The sequence below is a fragment of the Desulfarculus baarsii DSM 2075 genome, assembly GCF_000143965.1.
Lineage (GTDB): Bacteria > Desulfobacterota > Desulfarculia > Desulfarculales > Desulfarculaceae > Desulfarculus > Desulfarculus baarsii.
In genome coordinates, this window is record NC_014365.1 from 3,154,566 (window position 1) to 3,175,121 (window position 20,556).

The following is a 20,556-nucleotide window of genomic DNA, read 5'->3' on the forward strand; positions in this document are numbered from 1 at the left end:
CTGGCCAAGGTCAACGACATATTGCGCGGCGATCGGCTCAGACGTCCTCGGCCGAAGGCTCTGGCTCGAAAGCGGCCGCCAGGCCGGCGCGCTCCCTGGCCAGCCGAAAACCCAGGGCCAGGGCTTTTTTGTTGAGCTCCAGCGCCGCGGCGGGCGTTCTGGCCTGCAAGGCCTTTTCCAGCGCCCGTCGACCCACCAGGCCGGTGAGTTGGCTGATGGCCCCCAGGGCCACGACGTTGGCCACCATGACCTTGCCCAGCTTGTCGCGGGCGGCGGCGGTGAAAGGCAGGCCGATGGCCCGACTGGTGGGCGGGTGGCTGACCAGGTCGCCGTCGACGATGATCGTGGCCTCGGGGTCGAGATCCCAGCAATAGGCGTCGGCGGCCTCCTGGGTCAGGGCCAGCAGCACGTCGACCCGGTCGCACTGGGGGAAATCGATGGGCTCGTCGGAGACGATCACCTCGGCCTTGGAGGCCCCGCCCCGGGCCTCGGGGCCGTAGGACTGGGCCATGGCCACCTCGCGGCCCTCGTGCAGGCCGGCGGCCTCGGCCAGGACCAGCCCGGCCAGCAGCAGGCCCTGGCCGCCCGAGCCGGCCAGGCGCACTTCCATCCGAGGCTTGGGCAGGGGGGCGCGGCCGTTGTTCATGATTGCCCCTCCCGGCCCTGGGCCATGGCCCGCTCGACCATGGCCCCATAGGCCTCCAGATAGGTCGTGTCCTCGTCGCGCCGGGCCAGCACGCCGATGGGAAAGCGTCCCGCGCGTCGGGCCCCATCCAGCTTGGCCCATCGCTCGACGCGCACGGCCTGCTCCTTGAAGGCGCGCATCATGTCGATCTGCGAGCCCAGTTTGTTCTGACGACCAAAGTTGGTGTGACAGGGGCTCAGCACCTCCACCACGCCAAAGCCGCGGTGACTGATGGCCTGGGCCAGCAGATCGTCGAGTTGGGTGACGTGATAGACCGTCGAGCGGGCCACGAAGCCGGCCCCGGCGGCCATGCACAGGGCGCTGATGTCCAAGGGCGGCTCGATGTTGCCGTAGGTGGCGGTGGAGGCCCTGGCCCCCAGGGGCGTGGTGGGGCTGTATTGGCCTCCGGTCATGCCATAGTTCTGGTTGTTGACGATGATGGCGGTGAGATCCATGTTGCGGCGGGCGGCGTGGATGAGGTGATTGCCGCCGATGGCCGTGGCGTCGCCGTCACCCATGACGGTGATCACCGCAAGCTCGGGCTTGGCCAGCTTGACGCCGGTGGCGAAAGTGAGCGCCCGGCCGTGGGTGGCGTGCACGCTGCCCACGTCGACGTAGACCGGCAGCCGGCCCGTGCAGCCGATGCCCGCCACCAGCGCCACGTTGTTCTTGTCCAGGCCCAGGGTGATCATCGCCCGCACCAGCGAGCCCAGCAACACGCCCAGCCCGCAGCCGGGGCACCAGACGTGGGGGAATTTCTTGTCGTGGCGCAGCCAACCGTGGACCACGCCGCGCGAGACCGGCGGCATCAGAAAAACTCCCGGATGCGGTTCAATATTTCATCGGGGGTGATCACCTGGCCGTCCATGCGGCCGTGGTGGACCACCCGCGCCCGGCCGGCGGCCACCCGTTTGACCTCGCGGCTGAGTTGGCCCATGTTCAGCTCGGGGACCAGCACCGCCCGGCGGCCCAGGACGGCCTTTTCCACCGCCCGGCGGGGGAAGGGCCACAGCCCCACGATCTGCAACAGGCCAAGCTTCATCCCGGCCGCGCGGGCCTGACGCACGGCGGCCTGGGCCGCCCTGGCCGTGCAGCCATAGGCGATCAGCACCACCTCGGCGTCGTCCAGGGCCATGGGCAGCACCTGCTCCAACTCGCCGAAGTTGCGGCGGATCTTGCCGAACAAACGCCGGAAGAACGGCTCGACCTCGTCGGGCCGGCGGGTGGGAAAGCCCCGCTCGTCGTGGACCAGGCCCGTGACGTGATAGCGATAGCCGTCGCCCAGGTCGGCCAGATGGGGGATCAATCCGCCGTCGGTCTTGAAGGGGACGTACCAGTCGGGCGGCACGGAGGGCTTGCGCCGTTCGATGATCTCCAGCTCGTCTTCGGCGGGCAGCGAAACTTTTTCGCGCAGGTGGGCCACCACCTCGTCGGCCAGCACGATCACCGGCGTGCGCAGGCGCTCGGCCAGGTTGAACGCCCGCACCGTCAGCTCGAAACACTGGGCCACGCTGGCCGGGCAGAGCACGATGGCCGGATGATCGCCGTGGGTTCCCCAACGGGCCTGCTGCACGTCGCCCTGGGCCGGATTGGTGGGCATGCCGGTGGACGGCCCGGCGCGCATGACGTTGACCAAAACCAGCGGCGTCTCGGTGATGCAGGCCCAGCCCAGGTTTTCCTGCATCAGCGAAAAACCCGGCCCGCTGGTGGCGGTCATGGCCTTGGCCCCGGCCAGGGACGCGCCGATGCAGGCCCCCAGCGAGGCGATCTCGTCTTCCATCTGGATGAAGGCCGCGCCGCGGGCCGGCAGACGGCGGCCGAGGATCTCGCTGATCTCGCTGGCCGGGGTGATGGGATAGCCGGCGAAAAAACGACAGCCGGCGGCCAGGGCCCCCCGGGCGATGGCCTCGTTGCCTTGCAGCAACTCGGGCTTTTGCTTGCTCACGGTCCTACTCCGCGTTGTCGGCCGGCGCGATGCGCTCGGGGCTCTGGTTGGCCCGCTTTTCGGCCGGGCCGCACGGCCCCGGCTTGACCGAGGCCACGGCCCCGTCGCCGACGCTGATGGCGAAATCGGGGCAGAGCATCTCGCAGAGGCCGCAGCGCGTGCAGCGCTCGGGCCGGGCCAGATGGGGCGCGCCCCATTGATCCATGGCCAGGGCCTGGCGCGGGCAAAAGGCCACGCAGTTGCCGCAGCTTTTACACCAGGCCGGAAAGAAGCTTATCTTGGCCGACGCGGCCTGGCCCGCCGGCCGGCCCGCCTTGGCGTTGTCGTTCATGGAGGCGCCCCTTCGCGGCCGCGAAAAGGCCCCCGTGGGTCGGGGGCCGGTTGGTCAATGCCTGGTGGATCTGGTGTTGCCCGTCGCCCCCCAATGCCCCGGCGCGGCGGCCGGCCCTAGTTGAGGATGGCCTTGACGGCCTTCATCAGGGCCTCGGGCTCGACGGGCTTTTCCAGAAAAGCCTCGGGCTTGTGCTGGATGAACTGGCTCAGCACCTCCTCGGTGGGCTTTTGCACGCTCAGGTCGCCATCCTCCCGATAGCCGCGCAGGGCGGTCAATTGCTTGAGGAACTCGCCCTCGCCGGTGAGGATGATGATGGGGATGTTCTTGTACTTCCAGATGCTTTTCAGCTCGTTGAATACGACTATGCCCGTTTTCTTGGGCATGCGCACATCGAGGATCATCAGCCCCGGCATCAGGGCCTTGGCTTTTTTGAGGCCCTCGTCGCCGTCCTTGGCCGAGTGGATGTCGTGGAAGCCGTTTTCCTCGAGAATGGTCTGGAGATAGCGCACATTCTCGGGCTCGTCGTCGACGATAAGGACTTTGGTGTGTGTTTTCAGCACCGTAAACCCCCGCCTCTTGCGTGGTCGATCGTTTGGAGGCGGCCCCTGGCCGGGGCGGCCGGGCCTTGTCTTGATTTTTAGTCTACTGCGCCGGCGGGCGCGGTGGCAAGCCCCAAGCGCCGGGCGGCCGAAGCGGCGTTGTTGCCCGTTGACGCGCGAGCCGGGCCTGTGCTAACCAATTTGATAGTGACATATTCCGGCATAGCCAAGGGGGTCGTCGTGAGAAAGACCATCGCCGAAGACTTCGCGGCACTTTACAAGAAGATCAACGCCGACGGGGCGCTGGACGATTTTTTCCATCATCCCGACAGCTTTGGCAAGGGTAGCAACGACTTCGCCGCCGTCATGCTCCTGCTGGGCAAGCTGTCCCTGCGCCTGCCCAGCGCCGCCGCCCAGCGGGCCAAGCGGGCCGAGGCCCTCTGTCGCCAGGCCGTCGACGCCGACATCGAGCCCCTCGATCCCCATCGCCCGGAGTGGGAGTTGATCCAACTGCTCATGGCCGCCCTGGCCGATTGCGCGGCCCACGGCGGCCGGTGACGGCATGTCCATCGCCTACCCCGTGGCCATGGTGCGCGTGATTCGCTCGGTCAACATGAACGGGCGCGGGGTGGAGGTGGGCTCCAGTTGGGTCAGCGGCAATCTGCTCTTTCGCCACCACGCGCCGGGCCAAGCCGTGCAGGACTCGGCCGTCGGCTGGGCCCAGGCCGAGGATCAACAAGGCCGCGTGTTTTTCATCTGGCAGCCCCAGGGCCGCCAGGAGGCGCGTTTGGTCATCCAGCGCGTCGACAGCCTGTATTGCTACGAGGTCGAACCGCTGGAGGCTTGAGCGGGCCGGGGCCTAGGGTTTTTCCGGCGTGGCCAGGGGCAGGCGGATGGTGAAAGTCGAGCCCTGGCCGGGGCTGGACTCGACATCGATCGTCCCGCCGTGCTCGCCGACGATCTTCTGGCTGACCGCCAGGCCCAAGCCCGTCCCCCGCGAGCCCTTGGTGCTGAAAAAGCGCTGGAACAGCCGCGAACGCAGCTCGGCGCTCATGCCGGGGCCGTTGTCGCTGACGCGCATGAGCAGGTAGCCGTCGCGCACGCCCACATCGATGCCCACCAGCCCCGCCCGACCCGCCGGCCGCTCGACATCCTGACAGGCGTCGACGGCGTTGGTGATCAGATTCATCAGCGCCCGGCTCATGGCCGTCGGGTCCATGAGCACCACCCGCTCGCGTTCGACAGTGGTCTGGAAACGCACGCCTTCCAACTCGGCGGCCTTGGCCACCAGGTCCATCGTCCCCGAGATGAACTCGCCCAGGGCCACCGGTTGCAACTCGGGCTTGCGCTCGCGGCTGTAGCTGAGCATGTCCAGGCTGAGGTTGCCGATGCGGTTGATGGCCTTTTGCACGGTGCGCCAGCCCTCGTTGACCAAGTCGCTGTCCTGGCGCTTGAGCCCGGTGTTGACCAGGTACGACCCGCCCTTGAGGCCGTTGAGGATGTTCTTGATACAGTGGGCCAGGCCGGCCACGGTCTGGCCGATGGCCGCCAGGCGCTCGGCCTCGATGAGCTGGCGGCGCAGGCGGTTTTCCTCGGTGACGTCCTTGCTCACGCCCACCGTGCCCAGCACCTTGCCCCGGCTGTCGCGCAAAAGGGCCAGCGAGAGGCTCACCTCCACCGACCGGCCGTCCTTGGCCAACAGCGTGGCCGTAAAGTTGTTGACCGCGCCCTTGGCCTGGACCTGAGCCATCAACGACTGGCGTTCCTCGGGGCTCTGCCACAGGCCCTCGATGCTCTTGCCGACAAGCTCGCCGCGCGAGTAACCCAGCATGCGCTCGCCGGCCGGGCTGAAGGTGACCACCCGGCCCTCCAGGTCGGTGGTGATGATCATGTCCGAGGAGTTTTGCAGGATGTTTTCCATGTATTCCTTGTTGCGGCGCACCTCCTCCTGCAGGGCGCGCTCCTCGGTGACGTCGCGGGCCATCACCGACAGGGCGGCCATCTGGCCGTCGTCGTTGAAAATGGGGTAGCGCACCGTCTGGAACCAGCGCAGTTCGCCGTCCACCCGCGTGCCCTCGTAAAAGCCCATCGACGCGCCGCTTTCGATCACCGCCCGGTCGTGGGCGGCCATGGCTTTGGCCATTTTTTCGGGAAAAAGCTCGGAGTCGGCGCGGCCCACCATGTCCTCGGGCTGGCGGTGGCTGAGTTCGCCGGCCGCCGGGTTGACGTAGATGTAACGCCCGGCCATATCCTTGATGCAGATGATGTCCTGGGCCGCTTCCAGAAATTGCCGCAGGCGCTGCTCGGTCTGGCGCAACTCGCGCTCCAGGCTGACGCGGCGGGTCACGTCGCGCACGCCCTCTATCACCTGGACCAGGCGGCCGGCCTGATCGAAGATCGGCGCGGCCGAAACTTCCTTGAACACCTCGGCGCCATCGTCACCCCTGGTCGCGTAGACCACCGAGGCCGTGCGGCCCTCGCGCAGCACCGTCTCAAAGGGGCACGAATGGTCTTGGTGTGCCGGGCTCTCGGCCGGGCAAGGCTTGACCTCGAAACATTTGCGGCCCAGAATCTGATCCTTGCGCAGGCCCGATTCGATCAAAAACGTCTTGTTGACGCCCACCACCGTGCGCTCGGTGTCCAAGACGGCGATCTGGTCGGGCAACGAGTCGAGCACCTTTTGGTTCCAGTCGCGCTCGCGGCGCACGGCCTCGTCGGCCTCGCGTTCGACCTGGAGCTTTTCGCTCTCAAGCTGGAACATGTCCCACAGCAGCCGCGCGCCGACAAAATCGATGGTGCTGACCTGGGGCGGCTTGGTGGCGGCCATGCGATCGCGCACCTTGGCCGAACCGGTCAGCTCGATGAGCAGGTTCAGGCCGGGCAGGTCGTAGAGATCGGTGAAATCGCCGAAGGTGGGAATGCCCAGGTCGCTGGCGTGAAGCATGCCCGGAGCCTGATCATCGGGGTCGGCCACGCCCAAGATCTCCAGGTTCAACGCGCCCATGCGGTCGTCGACCAAAATCGTCAGCAGGTTGTCGCAGGCCTTGCCGCCGCCGATGATGCCGGCCTTGAGCGCCACGTGGGCCTGGGCCCCGCGGCGGACGCTGGTCTGGTTTGGCTTGGCGGTCTCGCTCAACGGCCTCGGCTCCGCATGGTTGGTGATGGCGGCGCGACGCCTCCGCCCCAGCTTTATCAATAACATGCCCGGCCCCGGCGTTTCAACGCCCGTTCCTGCCGCCGCATCCCCAACCGACTCTGGTTTTGGTATATAATCAATGATAACGCCATGGGGCGCGCCATCTGGCCTTTGCCGCTTCTGGCGGTTGACACCATGGGGCTTGCGTGGTATTACTCCTTGGCCTTGAGGCGTGGGCCGTTAACTCAGCCGGTAGAGTATCTGCCTTTTAAGCAGAGAGTCGCGTGTTCGATCCACGCACGGCCCACCACCATGTGGCCCAAACGTCCCCATCGTCTAGCCCGGTCCAGGACACCGGCCTTTCACGCCGGCGACACGGGTTCAAATCCCGTTGGGGACGCCAAATAATATCAAGGGGTTGCGGCGTATTGTCGCAACCCCTTGCCTTTTCGTGCCCTTGGCTGGCCGTCGCCCCGGCGGCGCGAAATAACTTCCGCCGGGCGTGATGCGATAACTCGGGCGTCAAACGCCGCCGCGCGCGGCGTGAAGGAAACGTCAACCGGGCGGGTCAGCTACCTCCCGCATTGTCAGGGCCGGGCCACGCGAAGAGGCCGGGTCCTCGCCACAAGCTGTTTCCCTGGCGGCTCCGGTTGACGACGCCAGCATATCCACCGCTGGTTTCGACGTCAAGGCGCTGGGCGCAGCCACGCCCAGCCAGGCCGGTCCCAAGGCAAGCGCCGCGCGAAGGCTCAGGGCTTGGCGGCCGGATGCGGCAGGGCCGACGCGGGATGAGGCTTTTTGCGCTCGGCCAACACCGAGACCAGGCTGTCGAGGGTCTGTTGCAGGCCCTGGGCGTGGCGCTCGGTGGTCTGTTCGGTTCGGTCGTTTTGCGTGGCGGAAGAGTAATACTTCTTGCTGTTGGCAAAGACGCGCACGCAACCCGGCTTGCTGATGCAATTGAAAACCAGCATCACCAACGGGCTGGGCGATTCCTGCGCGGACAAATGAACTTTTTCGTATTTTTCGACGATGGCCAGGGCGACGTCGCTCTGCTCCTTGATCTCCCAGCCCTGGTCCAGGGCCCCCTCGGCCAAGGCCGTGACGACCTCGGGGCAGGTGACGCCCTCGATGGTCACCTCGGGCCGGCCGCTGGGCGTGGCCAGGGGTTTATAGGGTGAGCAGGCCCACAGCAGAGACATCGCCGCGCAAACAAGATAAACAGCCAGTCGTTTCAAGTCATTCCCCAACTTGTCGATTCACAGGGCGCGCCGGCGGCGGAAGTCAACACCGCGACACCAACACGGGTTGAGTTTATATCGCCACCCCACCCCCTTGTCAAGCCCGCGCCACGGCCCCAGGCCAAGGCCGGCGCGCGCCCGAAAAACGCCCGTCATCGGCGGCGATTCGAGCGTTGCCAGATCCTTGACCGCCGGCCGCGCGGCGTGCATACTGGGGCATCGTCATCGCTTCGATAAAAAGCAATATGTTCGGCGTGTTACCTGACCGACAAGCCAAGCGCGCCCGCGCCGCGCGGCGAAAATTGTAAAGGAAAGCCAAACCATGCCGCAAAAACCGGCCAACGTGATCTTTGGCTTGGCGGACAAGCCGCCCCTGGGGACGACCGTCTTCCTTGGCTTCCAACACGTGTGCTTGGTCGCCATTTCCCTGGTCTTTCCTGCCTTGCTGATCTATGAAACCGGCGGCAGCCCAGAGCAGGCCGGTTTCATGATCGACATGTCGCTGCTGGCCGGCGGGTTGGGGGCGATCATGCAATCGCTGCCCAGGGGGCCGGTGGGTTGCGGGTATTTCTGCCCGCAGGTGTGCGGGCCGTCGTTCTGGGCGGCGTCGCTGGCGGCGGCCAAAATGGGCGGTTTGCCGCTGGTGCTGGGCATGACCGCCGTGGCCGGCCTGATAGAATCGATTTTCTCCAGGTTCATGCACAAGTTGCGCGGGCTGTTTCCGCCAGAGGTGATCGGCCTGATCGTGGCCCTGGTGGGCATCACCGTCATCCGCACGGCCATGAACAGCCTCACCGCCAGCGACCCCCAAGCCGAGGCCTTCGCCCACCACGGCCTGCTCATCGGCCTGTTCACCCTGGGCGTGATGATCGCCCTCAATATCTGGACAAAGGGCAATCTGCGCCTTTTCTGCTCGCTGATCGGCATGGCCGCCGGCTACGGCCTGTCCATCGCCAGCGGCCTGGTTCACCAGGAGCACATGCTCCACGTCGGCCAGCAACCGTGGATCGATCTGCCCGTGTTGGATCACCCCGGCTTGGCTTTCGACTGCTCGCTGATCCTGCCGTTGGTGGTGGCCACGCTATGCTCGACCCTCAAGACCGTCGGCGACATCACCACCTGCCAGAAGATCAACGACGAACAGTGGAAACGGCCCGACATGACAAATATCAAAAAGGGCATCCTGGCCGACGGCCTGACTTGCCTGACGGCGGGCGTGGTGGGCGGATTTGGCCAATCGACCTCCTCGAGCAACATCGGCCTTTCCATCGCCACCGGAGCCACCAGCCGGGTCATCGGCGTAGCCGTGGGCGCGATCATGATCGTCATGTCGCTGTGCCCCAAGCTGGCGGCGGTGTTCACGGTCATGCCCCGGCCGGTCATGGGCGGCACGCTGTTGTTCGCCATGAGCTTCATGGTGGTGGCCGGCGTCCAGATAATCACCAGCCGCATGCTCGATTCACGCAAGACCTTCGTGGTGGGCCTGTCTTTGATCATCGGCCTGAGCGTCGACATCACCCCCCAGGTCTACGAAGGCCTGCCCGAAGCCATCCGGCCCATCTTCGGCTCGTCGCTTTCGGCCGGAGCCATCTGCGCGGTGTTCCTCAACCTGGTGTTCCGCCTGGGCCTGCGCAAATCGGCCCAGACCGCGTTGCCGGCCACGGCCCAGGCCCAGGGTGAGGCCGTGGCCTTCCTCAAGCGCCAGGGCGCGGCGTGGGGCGCGCGGGCCGAGGTGATCAACCGGGCGGCGGCGGGCCTGAGCGAATTGGTGGAGCTGTTGACCCTGCACGGCATGGTGCGCCAGGGCGGCATCGACGTTCAGGCCTCTTTCGACGAATTGAGCGTCAGCTTGAAGCTTTCTTACGCGGGCCAAGCCGTGGAGCTGCCCCCGGCGCCGCCCGAGGCGTCGACGATCCTGGAAGATCAATTGGCCCAACGTCGGTTGGGTGGCTTTTTGATAGGCAAATACGCCGACCAGGTGGAGGTGGCGCGGCGCGGCGAGATCAACGAGGTGCGGCTGCGCTGGGAGCATTGACGGGCCGAGGCAACTGCCCGAAAACAGTCGCGGCGGCCGGGCAGACAAGTCGGCGCGACCACCGCGGCGATCGGTGAAAGCTGTTTGCGGTTGGCGCGCCTGGAGGGAGTCGAACCCCCGACCCGCGGCTTAGAAGGCCGCTGCTCTATCCAACTGAGCTACAGGCGCGCGTTGGCTAATAATATCGAGCCATCGGCGAATGTAAAGCCCCTTGGCGCGACCGCCGCCCCCCTTGCCAAGGCCCGCCGATTGGGATACAACGGCCGTGGGAGAAGATACGTTGTCGCAAGCCGCCCCTGGCCCCTACAACAAGCTGACGATCGACCTGGAGGCCATCGCCCACAACCTGCGCGCCTTGCGGACGATCATGCCCAAGGGTCTGCGCGTGGCCGGCACGGTCAAATCGGACGGCTACGGCCACGGCATGGTGGCCGTGGCCCGCAAGTTAAAAGAGGCCGGGGCCGAGTTCCTGGCCGTGGCTCACGCCGCCGAGGGCGCGGTGTTGCGGCGGGAGGGCCTGGCCGGCCAGATACTTCTGCTGCTGGGCCTGCATCCATCCGAGATGACCCAAGCGGCCCGCCTGCGCCTGACGCCGGTGCTGTTCGACCTGGAGACCATGGCGGCGCTGTCGGACGTGGCCACGGGCCTGGGCCTGCGGGCCCAATGCCACCTGAAGGTGGATACGGGCATGGGCCGGCTGGGCGTGCGGCCCGAGGACGCCCTGGAATTGCTGCGGGCGGCCAGGGCTCTGCGTGGCCTGGAGGTGCGCGGGCTGACCAGCCACCTGGCCACCGGCGGCTCGGCCGATCGCGCCATGGCCGACGAACAGGCCGCCGTTTTTGGCCAGCTGTTGGCGGCCGCCCGCGCCGAGGGCTTTGACCTGCCCGACTCCAGCCTGTGCAACAGCGGCGGCGCCATGGACCCGCCCGCCGCCGCGCCGGGCCCGCCCCACGTGGTTCGCCTGGGCATCGCCCTCTACGGCGGCCTGCCCGACCCGGCCATGGCCGGACGCCTGGATCTGCGCGGGGCCATGGGCCTGGCCAGCCAGTTGATCGCCGTGCGGCCGGCGCGGCGGGGCCAGCCGGTGTCTTACGGCTGCACCTGGCGGGCCGACTGCGACACCTGGCTGGGGGTCGTCCCGTTGGGCTATGGCGACGGCTATCCCCGGGCGGCGTCCAACAACGGCTTCATGTTGGTCCACGGCCAACGCGCGCCCATCGTGGGCCGGGTGTGCATGAATCTGACCGTGCTGGACCTGGGCGGTTTCGACCCCCTGCCCCAGGTCGGCGACGAGGTCGTCGCGCTGGGCGGTCAGGGCGCTGACGAAATCACCTGCGACGAACTGGCCTCGTGGTGCCAGACCATATCCTACGAAATCGTCTGCCGCCTCGGCGCGGCCAACCCGCGCATCCACGAGCCCGCTTGACCGCCAGGCCGTCACAAGGTAATTTATTGTATTTTCATGGCCGATCCCGGCGCGCCACGAACGCGGGCGGCCCGTTTTTGGAGCCCAGCCATGACCGACCACGACCAGCAGGCCCCGCCGATCACGGCCCAGGATCAAACCCTCTGCGCCGTTTGCGCCTGGCGGGCCGACTGTCAGAAACAATACTCCCGCCCGGCCGGCGGGGCGTTCAAATGCCCCGACTACGCCAGGGACATGACCTTGCCCCCCAAGGATAAACGCTCATCATGAAAGACAAGATTCGTTCCGCCGCCCTGGCCGCCCTGGCCCAGGCCCAAGCCGAGGGCCTGCTGCCCCAGGTTACCGCGCCGGCCTTTGCCGTCGAAAAGCCCAAACAGGCCGAACACGGCGACCTGGCCTTGAACCTGGCCATGGTCCTGGCCAAGCCCTGCCGCATGAACCCCAGGGCCGTGGCCCAGATCATCATCGAGCGGATGGCCGACGCCGGCGGGCTGATCGAACGGGCCGAGATCGCCGGGCCGGGCTTCATCAACCTGTTCTGCCGACCGCTGGCCTGGCTGTCGGTCGCGCCCGAAGTTCTGGCCCAAGGCGATGATTTCGGCCGCTGCGCGCTGGGCGCGGGCAGGCGGGCGCAGGTGGAGTTCGTCAGCGCCAACCCCACCGGACCGCTGCACGTGGGTCACGGCCGCGGCGCGGCCCTGGGCGACGTGATGGCCCGGCTGCTGGCCTTTGCCGGCTGGGAGGTGGCCACCGAATACTACATCAACGACGCCGGCAACCAGATGGCCACCCTGGGCCGTTCGGTGCTGATCCGGGCCCGCCAGGCCCGCGGCTCCGACGAGCCTTTCCCGGACAAACACTACCGTGGCGACTACATCGTCGACCTGGCAGAGGAACTGCTGGCCTCGCCCGAGGGGGCCGGGTTGCTGGCCATGCCGCAGGACCAGGCCGTGGATCTGGCCACCGACTGGGCCGGCGGCAAGATTCTGGCCGGCATCAAGGACGACCTGGCCGTTTTTGGCGTGAATATCGCAACCTATTTCAGCGAGCGCTCGCTGTTCGCCGACGGCAAGGTGCAAGCGGCCCTGGACGAGCTGGCCGCGCGGGGCCTTTTGTACGAGGCCGACGGCGCGCTGTGGTTCCGGTCCAGCCAGTTCGGCGACGACAAGGACCGCGTGGTGCGTCGCTCCAACGGCGAGTTGACCTATTTCGCCAGCGATATCGCCTATCACCTGGACAAGTTCAAGCGCGGTTTCGACGCCGTCGTCGACATCTGGGGGGCCGACCATCACGGCTACGTGCCCCGGCTGCGGGCGGCGGTGCGCGCGGCGGGCCGCCAGCCCGAGGACTTGACGGTGGTGTTGGTGCAGATGGTCAACCTGCTGCGCGGCGGCAATCCGGTGGCCATGAGCACCAGGGCCGGCGAGTTCGTGACCCTGCGCGAGGTCGTCGACGAAGTGGGCGCCGATAGCGCCCGGTTCATCTTTCTGACCCGCCGCTCGGACGCGCCGCTGGATTTCGACCTGGACGTGGCCAAGCAAAAGAGCATGGACAACCCCGTGTTCTACGTGCAGTACGCCCACACCCGCGTTTGCAGCGTCTTGCGCAAGGCCCTCGAGGCCGGCCAGGGCCAGGCCCCGCCGCAGGGCCTCGACCTGGGCCGCCTGGGCCCGGCCGAGGTGGATCTGGCCAAGATCATCGGGCAGTTCCCCGAGATGGTGCGCGGGGCGGCCGAGACCTTGGAGCCCCACCGCGTCGCTTATTATCTGCGCGAACTGGCCAGCGCGTTTCATTCCTATTACAATGAAACCCACATCCTGGTCGATGACGCCGCCCTGAGCGCGGCGCGACTTTGCCTGGCCCGCGCCGTGGGCCAGGTGCTGCGCAACGGTCTGGCGCTGCTGGGCGTGAGCGCGCCCGAAGCCATGTAGGGGCCAAGTGGCGGCCGCCTCTCGCAAACGCCGTGGACGGCTTTCCGACTCGGGCCTGGCCTGGGGCCGGGCCATCTTCACGTTGTTTTTGACGGCGTGGGCCTTTGTGCTGGGCGTGCTGGTGGGCCAGGGCGTTTTGGCCACGCCCGAACAGATCCACTGGCTCAAGCGGGCTTCGGGCCTGGACGTGGTCTTCGACTCGCCGGCCGCCAAGCCGCCCCAGGACGACCTGACCAAGGTGCAGCTTTCGTTCTACGATTCGCTTTCCGGCGACAAACCCGGCCCCGGCGGCCACGCCCCGGCCCCGGCGGCCACGCCCACGCCCAGGAAAGACTCGGCCCAACCCGTCGATGAGCCCGTCGGCGTCTACGCGGTGCAGGTGGCCTCGTTCAAGGACAAGCCCCAGGCCCAGGAGTTGGCCGCCCGCCTGCGCGGCGGCGGTCACCCCTCGTTCATCGTCGAGGCCCAGGTCAGCGGCCTGGGCCCGCGCTACCGCGTGCGCGTGGGTCCGTTCAAGAACAAACAAGACGCCCAAACCGCCGCCGACAGTATCCGCGAGCTGCACAAGCTGGCCGGCCTGGTGCTCAAAGAGCCATAAACCGCGCCTATTTTTTGGGGTCGGCACGGTCTTCGCAACGCTGCTATACTGGGAAGCGGGCGTAAACCAACCGCCCGCGCCGGCTTGGCCGGCCGACACGTCAGCGCGGCCCAACTCGCGCGACGCCTGGCTCGCCCACAAACCTACTCCCAGGTAGGAAGGTGGTTACCGATATGAAGTTTTTCCGCAGAAAAAAAGCGTCGCCCAGCACCGAGGAACTCATCGGCCGGGCCAAGGCCATCGAGCCGCTGGTCGACAAGCTTTGCCAAGACATCGTCCGCGCCCACCGCGACGCGCTGCTGGCCCACGAGGTGACATACGTTGTGCCGGCGGTCTGGGGCGTCTCGCCCCAGGGCCCGCTCAACGACGAGCAAAAGGCGATCCACGCCAAGGTCGCCCAGGTGGTGGACCAGGTCATGGCCATCATCGACATGCGCCGGGCCCAACCGGCCCAGGAATACGCCGTGGCCTATCTGCTGCGCGGGCTGATCATCTCCAAGGTCGCCTTCCAGATCGAAGGGCTCAAGTATCACCTGATGTGCATGAACGCCCCGCGCGGCGGGCCGGACATGACCCAGCGCGATTTCGAAACCATGGGCAACGCCTGAAAAGGCCCCGACGGCAAGGACACTGAAACGATGATCCGCAGGGCGCGGCAAAGCGACGTGGCCTTTATCCACGCCATTCTGGCCAGGTTCGGCCGGGAGGGCCGCCTGTTGGGCCGCCCGCTGACCGAAATATACGATTTTCTGCGCGACTTCCTCATCGCCGAGGACGCCTCCGGCGCGCCCATCGGCGTGTGCGGCCTGCACCTGTGCTGGGAAAACCTGGCCGAGGTGCGCTCGTTGGCCGTGCTGCCCGAGGCCCAGGGCAAGGGCGTGGGCACCAAGCTGGTGGAGGCTTGCTGCTCCGAGGCCCTGACCATGGGCTTCAACAACGTCTTCACCCTGACCTATCGGCCCGAGTTTTTCCAGTCGTTGGGCTTTCGGGTGGTGGACAAGCAGCTCCTGCCCAACAAGATTTGGGCCGACTGCATCAAGTGCGTCAAGTTCCCCAACTGCGACGAAACGGCGCTTTTATTGGAGATGTAGCCACCGCCATGGATTTGCTGGCCAAAGAGATCGACCGCGCCCAGCGACTTTGCCGGGCGGCCGGGATCGACGAATACGAAATCATGGCCGCCCACTCGCGTGGGGTGACGGTGGGCGTGCGCGGCCAGGAGTTGGACAAGCGCCAGGCCTCCGAGAGCCTGGGCCTGGCCCTGCGCGTGATCGTCGATCAACGGCCTGGGTTTTCCTATGTTTTTGGGGCCGACGGCGATCAGGCCGTGGCCCGGGCGGTGGAGCTGGCCGTAGCCGCGGCGCGGGCGGCCGACCCCCAGCCCGAGCTTGGTTTCGCCGAGCCGGCGGCCGGCCTGCCGCTGGTGCAAACTTTCGACGAGCGGGCGGCCGAGTTGCCCCTGGCCGAATTGATCGAGGGGGCCAAGGCCCTGGCCGCGGCGGCGCGAGCGGCCGACAAGCGGGTGATCCACGTCCATCCGGCCGAGGTCAGCCGAGTGGTCAGCCATGTGCGGCTGCGCACCAGTCGGGGCTTTGATCAATCCCACGCCGCCACCCACGTCTCGGCCGGAGCCGAGGCCCTGGCCGACGACGGCGCCGAGCAAGAAGCCGGCTGGGATAGCCACTCCGCCTGCTTCTGGTCGGAACTGGACCTGGAGGACATCGGCCGGCGGGCCGGGCGCAAGGCCGTGGCCCGGCTGGGCGGCGGCCCGGTGGGCGACGGGCTCTACGATGTGGTGCTGGGCCGCGAGGTGGCCGCGCAATTGCTGGAAATCCTGGGCGAATCTTTTTTGGGCGACAACGTGGCCAAGGGCCGGTCACTGCTGGCCGGCAAGCTGGGGCAAGAACTCTTGGCCCCCGGCCTTGCCATCATCGACGACGGCCTGTTGCCCCGGGGCCTGGGCAGCGCGCCTTTTGACGACGAAGGCGAGCCCCAGCGGCGCACGGTGTTGGCCGCCGGTGGAGTGATCGAGCGCTTTGCCTACGACCGCCTGTGGGGCGCCCTGGCCGGCGGTGGGAGCACCGGCAACGCCGTGCGGCCGTCACTGAAGGCCCCGCCGGCGGTGGGCTTCACCAACCTGCTCATCGAACCCCGGGCCGGCGATCAGGCCTCGCTGCTGGCCGAGATGGGCCAGGGGCTTTTGATCGACGAGATCATGGGCGGCCACACCGCCGATCCGGTCAGCGGTGAATTTTCATTTGGCGCGGCGGGTCATTTGGTGCACAATGGCCAGGTGAACCGCCCGGTCAAATCCATCGCCATGGCCGGTCAGATTCTTTCGTTTTTTAGAGGCATCAAAAAAATCGGCGCGGACATCAAGTTTTTTGGCCGCGTCGGAGCCCCATCCCTGCTGGTGGAACGGGTTTCCGTCAGCGGACCCTAGGGTTCGAGACGATTTTTTCTGCTGCTATGGATTGACGAGCTTCCCGCAAGTATGGTAGTTCAAACCATTCGGAGAGTTGATCCGCGGCCCCCTCGAAACCTGACCTGAAAAGGGAGCACCGTGTTCAAAAAGTTCACCATACTCTTGATCCCTGAAGGCGCGCACCACGTTCAACGACTGACCATCCCCCGTTTGGTGCTGCCTGCTTTGGCCCTGTTGCTTGTCGCTTCCATCAGTTTGGCCGGTTTCTGGCTTTATCAATATCAAACAATCTGCGATGAGTTGCCCAACCTCCAGGCCCTCCAGCGCCAAACCGAGCGCCAGGAGGCCCAGGTCGAGGCCTTTGGCCGCGAGTTGGGCGAGTTCAAAGAGCAGATGCTCTCCCTGAAGAAATTCAACAACCGCCTGCGGGTGATGGCCAACCTGGAAAAACCGGCCAGCGACGACGGGGCCTTTGGCGTGGGCGGCCCCGAGGCCGACAAGGTCGGCCTGGGCCTGAGCGTGGCTGGCAGCGTGCGCGAACGCCAGTTGCAATCCATGCGCCGCGACCTGGACCAGATGGTCACCGAGAGCGAGTTGCAGCGCGAGTTGCAGCAAGAGCTGGCCAACTTCCTGCAAGAGCGCCGTTCGATCCTGGCCTCGACCCCGGCCATCTGGCCGGTGCGCGGCTGGGTCACCAGCGGCTTCGGCTACCGCGTTTCGCCCTTCACCGGCAAGCGGACTTTCCACGCCGGCATCGACATCTCCTCGCGCATGGGCACCCGGATCGTGGCCCCGGCCGACGGCGTGGTCACCTTCCGCGGCCGTCAGGGCGGCTTTGGCAAGATGCTGGCCATCAACCACGGCCACGGCATCGTCACCCGCTACGGCCACCTCAGGGACTACAAGGTCAACGTGGGCCAAAAGGTCAAGCGCGGCCAGGTCATCGGCCAGATGGGCAACAGCGGCCGCTCCACCGGCCCCCACCTGCACTACGAGGTGCTGCTTTCGGGCGTGCCTACCAACCCCCGCTACTACATTCTCGATTGACCGCGGCCCTTGCCGCCCGCTCCCGACGCCGCGCGCGTCGGGAGTTGTATTTTGGCGCAAACGCCTTACAATGCCTTTAGCTGGGCGGGCCAAAGCGCCCGCGCCGTTGTCGCCACCCCCACTTGGCCGGGATTCATGCGCGCCGTTGATCAAGCGTGGTTTGCCATCCGACCCCTGGACCCCGCCGACGCCCAGGCCGTCTGCCGCGTCCATCACGCGGCCGTGGCCGCCTTGGCCAACGACGGCTTGCACACGCCGGCCCAATTGTCGCTTTGGGCCGCGGGCATGCGTCCGGAAGTGATCACCCAACGCCTGCCCGCCGAGGGGGCGCGAGGCCTGGTGGCCCAAGCGGCGGGCGAGGTGATCGGTTTCGGGGTATTGTTAGAAGCCGAGATCAGGGCCCTTTACGTGGACGTCCGCTGGCAAGGCCGTGGCGCGGGCCGTGGCCTGTTGCTGGCGCTGGAGGCGTTGATCGCCGAGGCGGGGCACACGCGGCTCACGCTGAACAGCTCGCTCAACGCGCGCCGCTTTTACCAGGCCATGGGATACAACGCCTTGCGGGAGGCCGTCTTCCCGCTGGGTGAAAACGAGGCCATGCGTTGCGTGGTCATGGAAAAACGCTTGCGTGAACAGCCGCTGTCGGCACTCTGATGGGCTGGCCAAATGCTTGGAAAAATCGTCAAGTCAATCTTCGGCACCAAAAACGACCGCGAAATTAAGCGCCTAGGCCCCTTGCTGGAGGCCATCAACGCCTTCGAGCCCAAAATGCAGGCCCTGGGCGACGCCGAGCTGGCCGCCCTGACCCCGGCCTTTCGCCAGCGCCTGGACAACGGCCAAAGCCTGGACGACCTGCTGCCCGAGGCCTTCGCCGCCGTGCGCGAGGCCGGCCGCCGCACCCTGGGCCAGCGCCACTACGACGCCCAGATGATCGGTGGCATGGTCTTGCATCAGGGCAAGATCGCCGAGATGAAGACCGGCGAGGGCAAGACCCTGGCCGCCACCCTGCCGGTCTACCTCAACGCCCTGGCCGGCCGCGGCGTCCACGTGGTGACGGTCAACGACTACCTGGCCCGCCGCGACGCCGAGTGGATGGGCGCCATCTACAACTTCCTGGGCCTGAGCGTGGGCTGCATCGTCCACGGTCTGGACGACGCCCAACGCAAGGATCAATACAACCGCGACATAACCTATGGCACCAACAACGAATTCGGCTTCGACTACCTGCGCGACAACATGAAGTTCACCGTCGAAGATCTGGTGCAGCGCGACTATTTCTTCGCCATCGTCGACGAGGTCGACTCCATCCTCATCGACGAGGCCCGCACGCCGCTGATCATCAGCGGCCCCGGCGAAAAATCCAGCGAGCTTTACGTCCAGATCGACCGGCTGATCCCCCGCCTCAAGCGCGAGGAGCACTACGCCGTCGACGAAAAGAGCCGCACCGCCGCCCTCACCGAGGACGGCGTGGCCAAGTGCGAGGAGTTGCTTCGGGTCGATAATCTCTACGATCCCCGTTATATAGACCTTTTGCACCACATCCAGCAGGCCCTCAAGGCCCACACGCTCTTCAAGCTCGACGTCGATTACATCGTCAAGGACGGCGAGGTGATCATCGTCGACGAGTTCACCGGCCGCCTCATGCCCGGCCGGCGCTTTTCCGAGGGCCTGCACCAGGCCCTGGAGGCCAAGGAAAACGTCAAGGTGGCCAGCGAAAACCAGACCCTGGCCACCATCACCTTCCAGAACTACTTCCGCATGTACGAAAAACTCTCGGGCATGACCGGCACCGCCGACACCGAAGCCGAGGAGTTTCGCAAAATCTACAACCTCGACGTGGTGGTCATCCCCACCCACCGGCCCATGGTCCGCAAGGACAACCCGGATCAGATCTATCGCACCGAGCGCGAGAAGTTCGACGCCGTCGTGCGCGAGATCAAAGACCTGCACGCCAAGGGCCGGCCCGTGCTGGTGGGCACCATCAACATCGACAAGTCCGAGCAGCTTTCCAAGATGCTCAAACGGCAAGGCGTGCCCCACCACGTGCTCAACGCCAAGCACCACGCCCAGGAAGCCGAGATCGTCGCCGCCGCCGGCCAGAAAAACGCCGTGACCATCAGCACCAACATGGCCGGCCGCGGCACCGACATCGTCCTGGGCGAGGGCGTGCCCGAACTGGGCGGCCTGCACATCCTGGGCACCGAGCGCCACGAATCGCGGCGCATCGACAACCAGTTGCGCGGCCGCGCCGGCCGCCAGGGCGACCCCGGCTCCAGCCGCTTCTATGTCTCGCTGGAGGACGACCTGATGCGCCTTTTCGGCTCCGAGCGCATCAGCGGCATCATGACCAAGCTGGGCATGGAGGAAGGCGAGCCCATCGAGCACAACTTGATCTCCAAGGCCATCGAAAACGCCCAGCGCAAGGTCGAGGGCCGCAACTTCGAGATCCGCGAGCAACTGCTCAAATACGACGACGTGCTCAACAAACAGCGCGAGGTCGTCTACGCCCAGCGCCGCCAGGCCCTCACCGGTGAGGGCGTCCACGAGGCCGTGGCCGAGATGATTGAAGAACAGGCCCACCAGTTGGCCGAAGCCCACGCCGACGAGAAAATCCCGCTGGAGCAGCGCGACGCCCAGGCCCTGGCCGAGGCCGTCTTCAACGTCTTCGGCTTCAAGCCCGAGCTGCCCGAACCGGCCCAATGGGACGCCCAGACCCTGGCCGAGGAGATCATCGCCCGGGCCAGGGCCGTCTATCAGCGCAAGTTCGACGAATACGGCGCGCCGATCATGCTTCAGGTCGAGCAGTGGGTGTTGCTGGACACCGTCGACGCCCACTGGAAAGACCATCTGCTCAACATGGATCACCTCAAGGAGGGCATCGGCCTGCGCGGCTACGCCCAGAAAGACCCGCTGCGCGAGTATCAGCGCGAGGGCTTCGAGATGTTTTCGGCCATGGCCCAGAGCGTGCAGATGGAAACCGTGGCCAAGTTGATGCGCGTGCAGCTTTCGCGCCCCGAGGACGCGGTGCAATTGGCGCCCCAGGACGACACGCCGCTATCGTATTCCGGGCCCGACGCCGGCGCGCCGGAGCCCGTGCGGCGCAGCGCCAAAAAAGTCGGCCGCAACGACCCCTGCCCCTGCGGCAGCGGCAAGAAATACAAGAAATGCTGCGGGGCCAAAGGCTGATGGCCTTGGGCGTCCGGGGCGGAACGCGCCTCGG

Annotated in this window: 20 protein-coding genes and 3 tRNA genes; 15 read left to right on the forward strand and 8 right to left on the reverse strand. The window is 66.5% G+C overall.

The window, feature by feature from the left end:
• Positions 1-37 precede the first annotated feature (37 nt).
• The 5 genes from DEBA_RS14190 to DEBA_RS14210 all read right to left on the reverse strand — a co-directional run bounded on the left by DEBA_RS14190 (position 38) and on the right by DEBA_RS14210 (position 3,524).
• Entirely contained in the window at positions 38-646 is a 609-nt protein-coding gene (locus DEBA_RS14190) for a 2-oxoacid:acceptor oxidoreductase family protein (protein ID WP_013259640.1), read from the reverse strand.
• Positions 643-1,494, reverse strand: a complete 852-nt coding sequence (locus tag DEBA_RS14195; RefSeq protein ID WP_013259641.1) for a 2-oxoacid:ferredoxin oxidoreductase subunit beta — start codon at positions 1,492-1,494, stop codon at positions 643-645. Before DEBA_RS14195 ends, DEBA_RS14190 begins: the two co-directional genes overlap by 4 nt.
• Positions 1,494-2,630, reverse strand: coding sequence for a 2-oxoacid:acceptor oxidoreductase subunit alpha (locus DEBA_RS14200; RefSeq protein WP_013259642.1), 1,137 nt, complete (start codon positions 2,628-2,630; stop codon positions 1,494-1,496). Before DEBA_RS14200 ends, DEBA_RS14195 begins: the two co-directional genes overlap by 1 nt.
• Before the next feature lie 4 nt (positions 2,631-2,634).
• A complete protein-coding gene (locus DEBA_RS17375) occupies positions 2,635-2,961 on the reverse strand; it encodes a 4Fe-4S dicluster domain-containing protein (RefSeq protein WP_013259643.1) in 327 nt (108 codons plus the stop codon).
• Positions 2,962-3,077: 116 nt separating this feature from the next.
• Entirely contained in the window at positions 3,078-3,524 is a 447-nt protein-coding gene (locus tag DEBA_RS14210; RefSeq protein WP_013259644.1) for a response regulator, read from the reverse strand.
• Positions 3,525-3,743: 219 nt separating this feature from the next.
• Between DEBA_RS14210 and DEBA_RS14215 the strand changes: the two genes are divergently transcribed.
• Together DEBA_RS14215 and DEBA_RS14220 are read left to right on the forward strand one after the other, a co-directional pair.
• Positions 3,744-4,061, forward strand: coding sequence for a hypothetical protein (locus tag DEBA_RS14215; RefSeq protein WP_148227880.1), 318 nt, complete (start codon positions 3,744-3,746; stop codon positions 4,059-4,061).
• 4 nt (positions 4,062-4,065) lie between these two features.
• Positions 4,066-4,350, forward strand: coding sequence for a hypothetical protein (locus DEBA_RS14220; protein ID WP_013259646.1), 285 nt, complete (start codon positions 4,066-4,068; stop codon positions 4,348-4,350).
• Positions 4,351-4,362: 12 nt separating this feature from the next.
• Here the strand turns inward: DEBA_RS14220 and DEBA_RS17380 are convergent, their stop codons facing one another.
• Positions 4,363-6,639, reverse strand: a complete 2,277-nt coding sequence (locus tag DEBA_RS17380; RefSeq protein WP_013259647.1) for a PAS domain-containing sensor histidine kinase — start codon at positions 6,637-6,639, stop codon at positions 4,363-4,365.
• A gap of 234 nt (positions 6,640-6,873) precedes the next feature.
• On the opposite strand from DEBA_RS17380, the gene DEBA_RS14230 reads away from it, so the two are divergent.
• Positions 6,874-6,949, forward strand: a tRNA-Lys gene (locus DEBA_RS14230).
• A gap of 15 nt (positions 6,950-6,964) precedes the next feature.
• Positions 6,965-7,042, forward strand: a tRNA-Glu gene (locus DEBA_RS14235).
• Positions 7,043-7,388: 346 nt separating this feature from the next.
• Here the strand turns inward: DEBA_RS14235 and DEBA_RS14240 are convergent.
• Entirely contained in the window at positions 7,389-7,874 is a 486-nt protein-coding gene (locus DEBA_RS14240; protein ID WP_148227881.1) for a hypothetical protein, read from the reverse strand.
• Positions 7,875-8,199: 325 nt separating this feature from the next.
• On the opposite strand from DEBA_RS14240, the gene DEBA_RS14245 reads away from it, so the two are divergent.
• A complete protein-coding gene (locus tag DEBA_RS14245) occupies positions 8,200-9,912 on the forward strand; it encodes a solute carrier family 23 protein (RefSeq protein ID WP_013259649.1) in 1,713 nt (570 codons plus the stop codon).
• A 91-nt stretch (positions 9,913-10,003) separates the two neighbouring features.
• Here DEBA_RS14245 and DEBA_RS14250 read toward each other — a convergent pair.
• Positions 10,004-10,080 (reverse strand) — tRNA-Arg (locus tag DEBA_RS14250).
• A gap of 112 nt (positions 10,081-10,192) precedes the next feature.
• Between DEBA_RS14250 and alr the strand changes: the two genes are divergently transcribed.
• From alr to secA, 10 genes are all read left to right on the forward strand, one after another.
• A complete protein-coding gene (alr, locus tag DEBA_RS14255) occupies positions 10,193-11,338 on the forward strand; it encodes an alanine racemase (protein ID WP_013259650.1) in 1,146 nt (381 codons plus the stop codon).
• Between the two features lie 90 nt (positions 11,339-11,428).
• Positions 11,429-11,608: a hypothetical protein gene (locus DEBA_RS14260; RefSeq protein ID WP_013259651.1), complete on the forward strand. Its 180-nt coding sequence runs from the start codon at positions 11,429-11,431 to the stop codon at positions 11,606-11,608.
• Positions 11,605-13,269 (forward strand): arginine--tRNA ligase, encoded by a 1,665-nt coding sequence (argS, locus tag DEBA_RS14265; RefSeq protein WP_013259652.1) that lies wholly within the window; start codon positions 11,605-11,607, stop codon positions 13,267-13,269. Before DEBA_RS14260 ends, argS begins: the two co-directional genes overlap by 4 nt.
• A 7-nt stretch (positions 13,270-13,276) precedes the next feature.
• Positions 13,277-13,867: an SPOR domain-containing protein gene (locus tag DEBA_RS17385; RefSeq protein WP_013259653.1), complete on the forward strand. Its 591-nt coding sequence runs from the start codon at positions 13,277-13,279 to the stop codon at positions 13,865-13,867.
• 173 nt (positions 13,868-14,040) lie between these two features.
• Positions 14,041-14,475: a hypothetical protein gene (locus DEBA_RS14275; RefSeq protein WP_013259654.1), complete on the forward strand. Its 435-nt coding sequence runs from the start codon at positions 14,041-14,043 to the stop codon at positions 14,473-14,475.
• Between the two features lie 30 nt (positions 14,476-14,505).
• Positions 14,506-14,958 (forward strand): N-acetyltransferase, encoded by a 453-nt coding sequence (locus DEBA_RS14280; protein ID WP_013259655.1) that lies wholly within the window; start codon positions 14,506-14,508, stop codon positions 14,956-14,958.
• A gap of 8 nt (positions 14,959-14,966) precedes the next feature.
• Positions 14,967-16,310, forward strand: a complete 1,344-nt coding sequence (locus DEBA_RS14285) for a TldD/PmbA family protein (RefSeq protein WP_013259656.1) — start codon at positions 14,967-14,969, stop codon at positions 16,308-16,310.
• Between the two features lie 120 nt (positions 16,311-16,430).
• Positions 16,431-17,339: a M23 family metallopeptidase gene (locus tag DEBA_RS14290; RefSeq protein WP_013259657.1), complete on the forward strand. Its 909-nt coding sequence runs from the start codon at positions 16,431-16,433 to the stop codon at positions 17,337-17,339.
• 135 nt (positions 17,340-17,474) lie between these two features.
• The gene (locus DEBA_RS14295; RefSeq protein ID WP_013259658.1) at positions 17,475-17,990 is read left to right on the forward strand and encodes a GNAT family N-acetyltransferase; all 516 of its coding nucleotides are present in this window, start codon (positions 17,475-17,477) and stop codon (positions 17,988-17,990) included.
• A gap of 12 nt (positions 17,991-18,002) precedes the next feature.
• On the forward strand, positions 18,003-20,522 hold the full coding sequence (gene secA / locus DEBA_RS14300; RefSeq protein WP_013259659.1) for a preprotein translocase subunit SecA: 2,520 nt from the start codon (positions 18,003-18,005) through the stop codon (positions 20,520-20,522).
• The last annotated feature ends 34 nt before the right edge of the window (positions 20,523-20,556 follow it).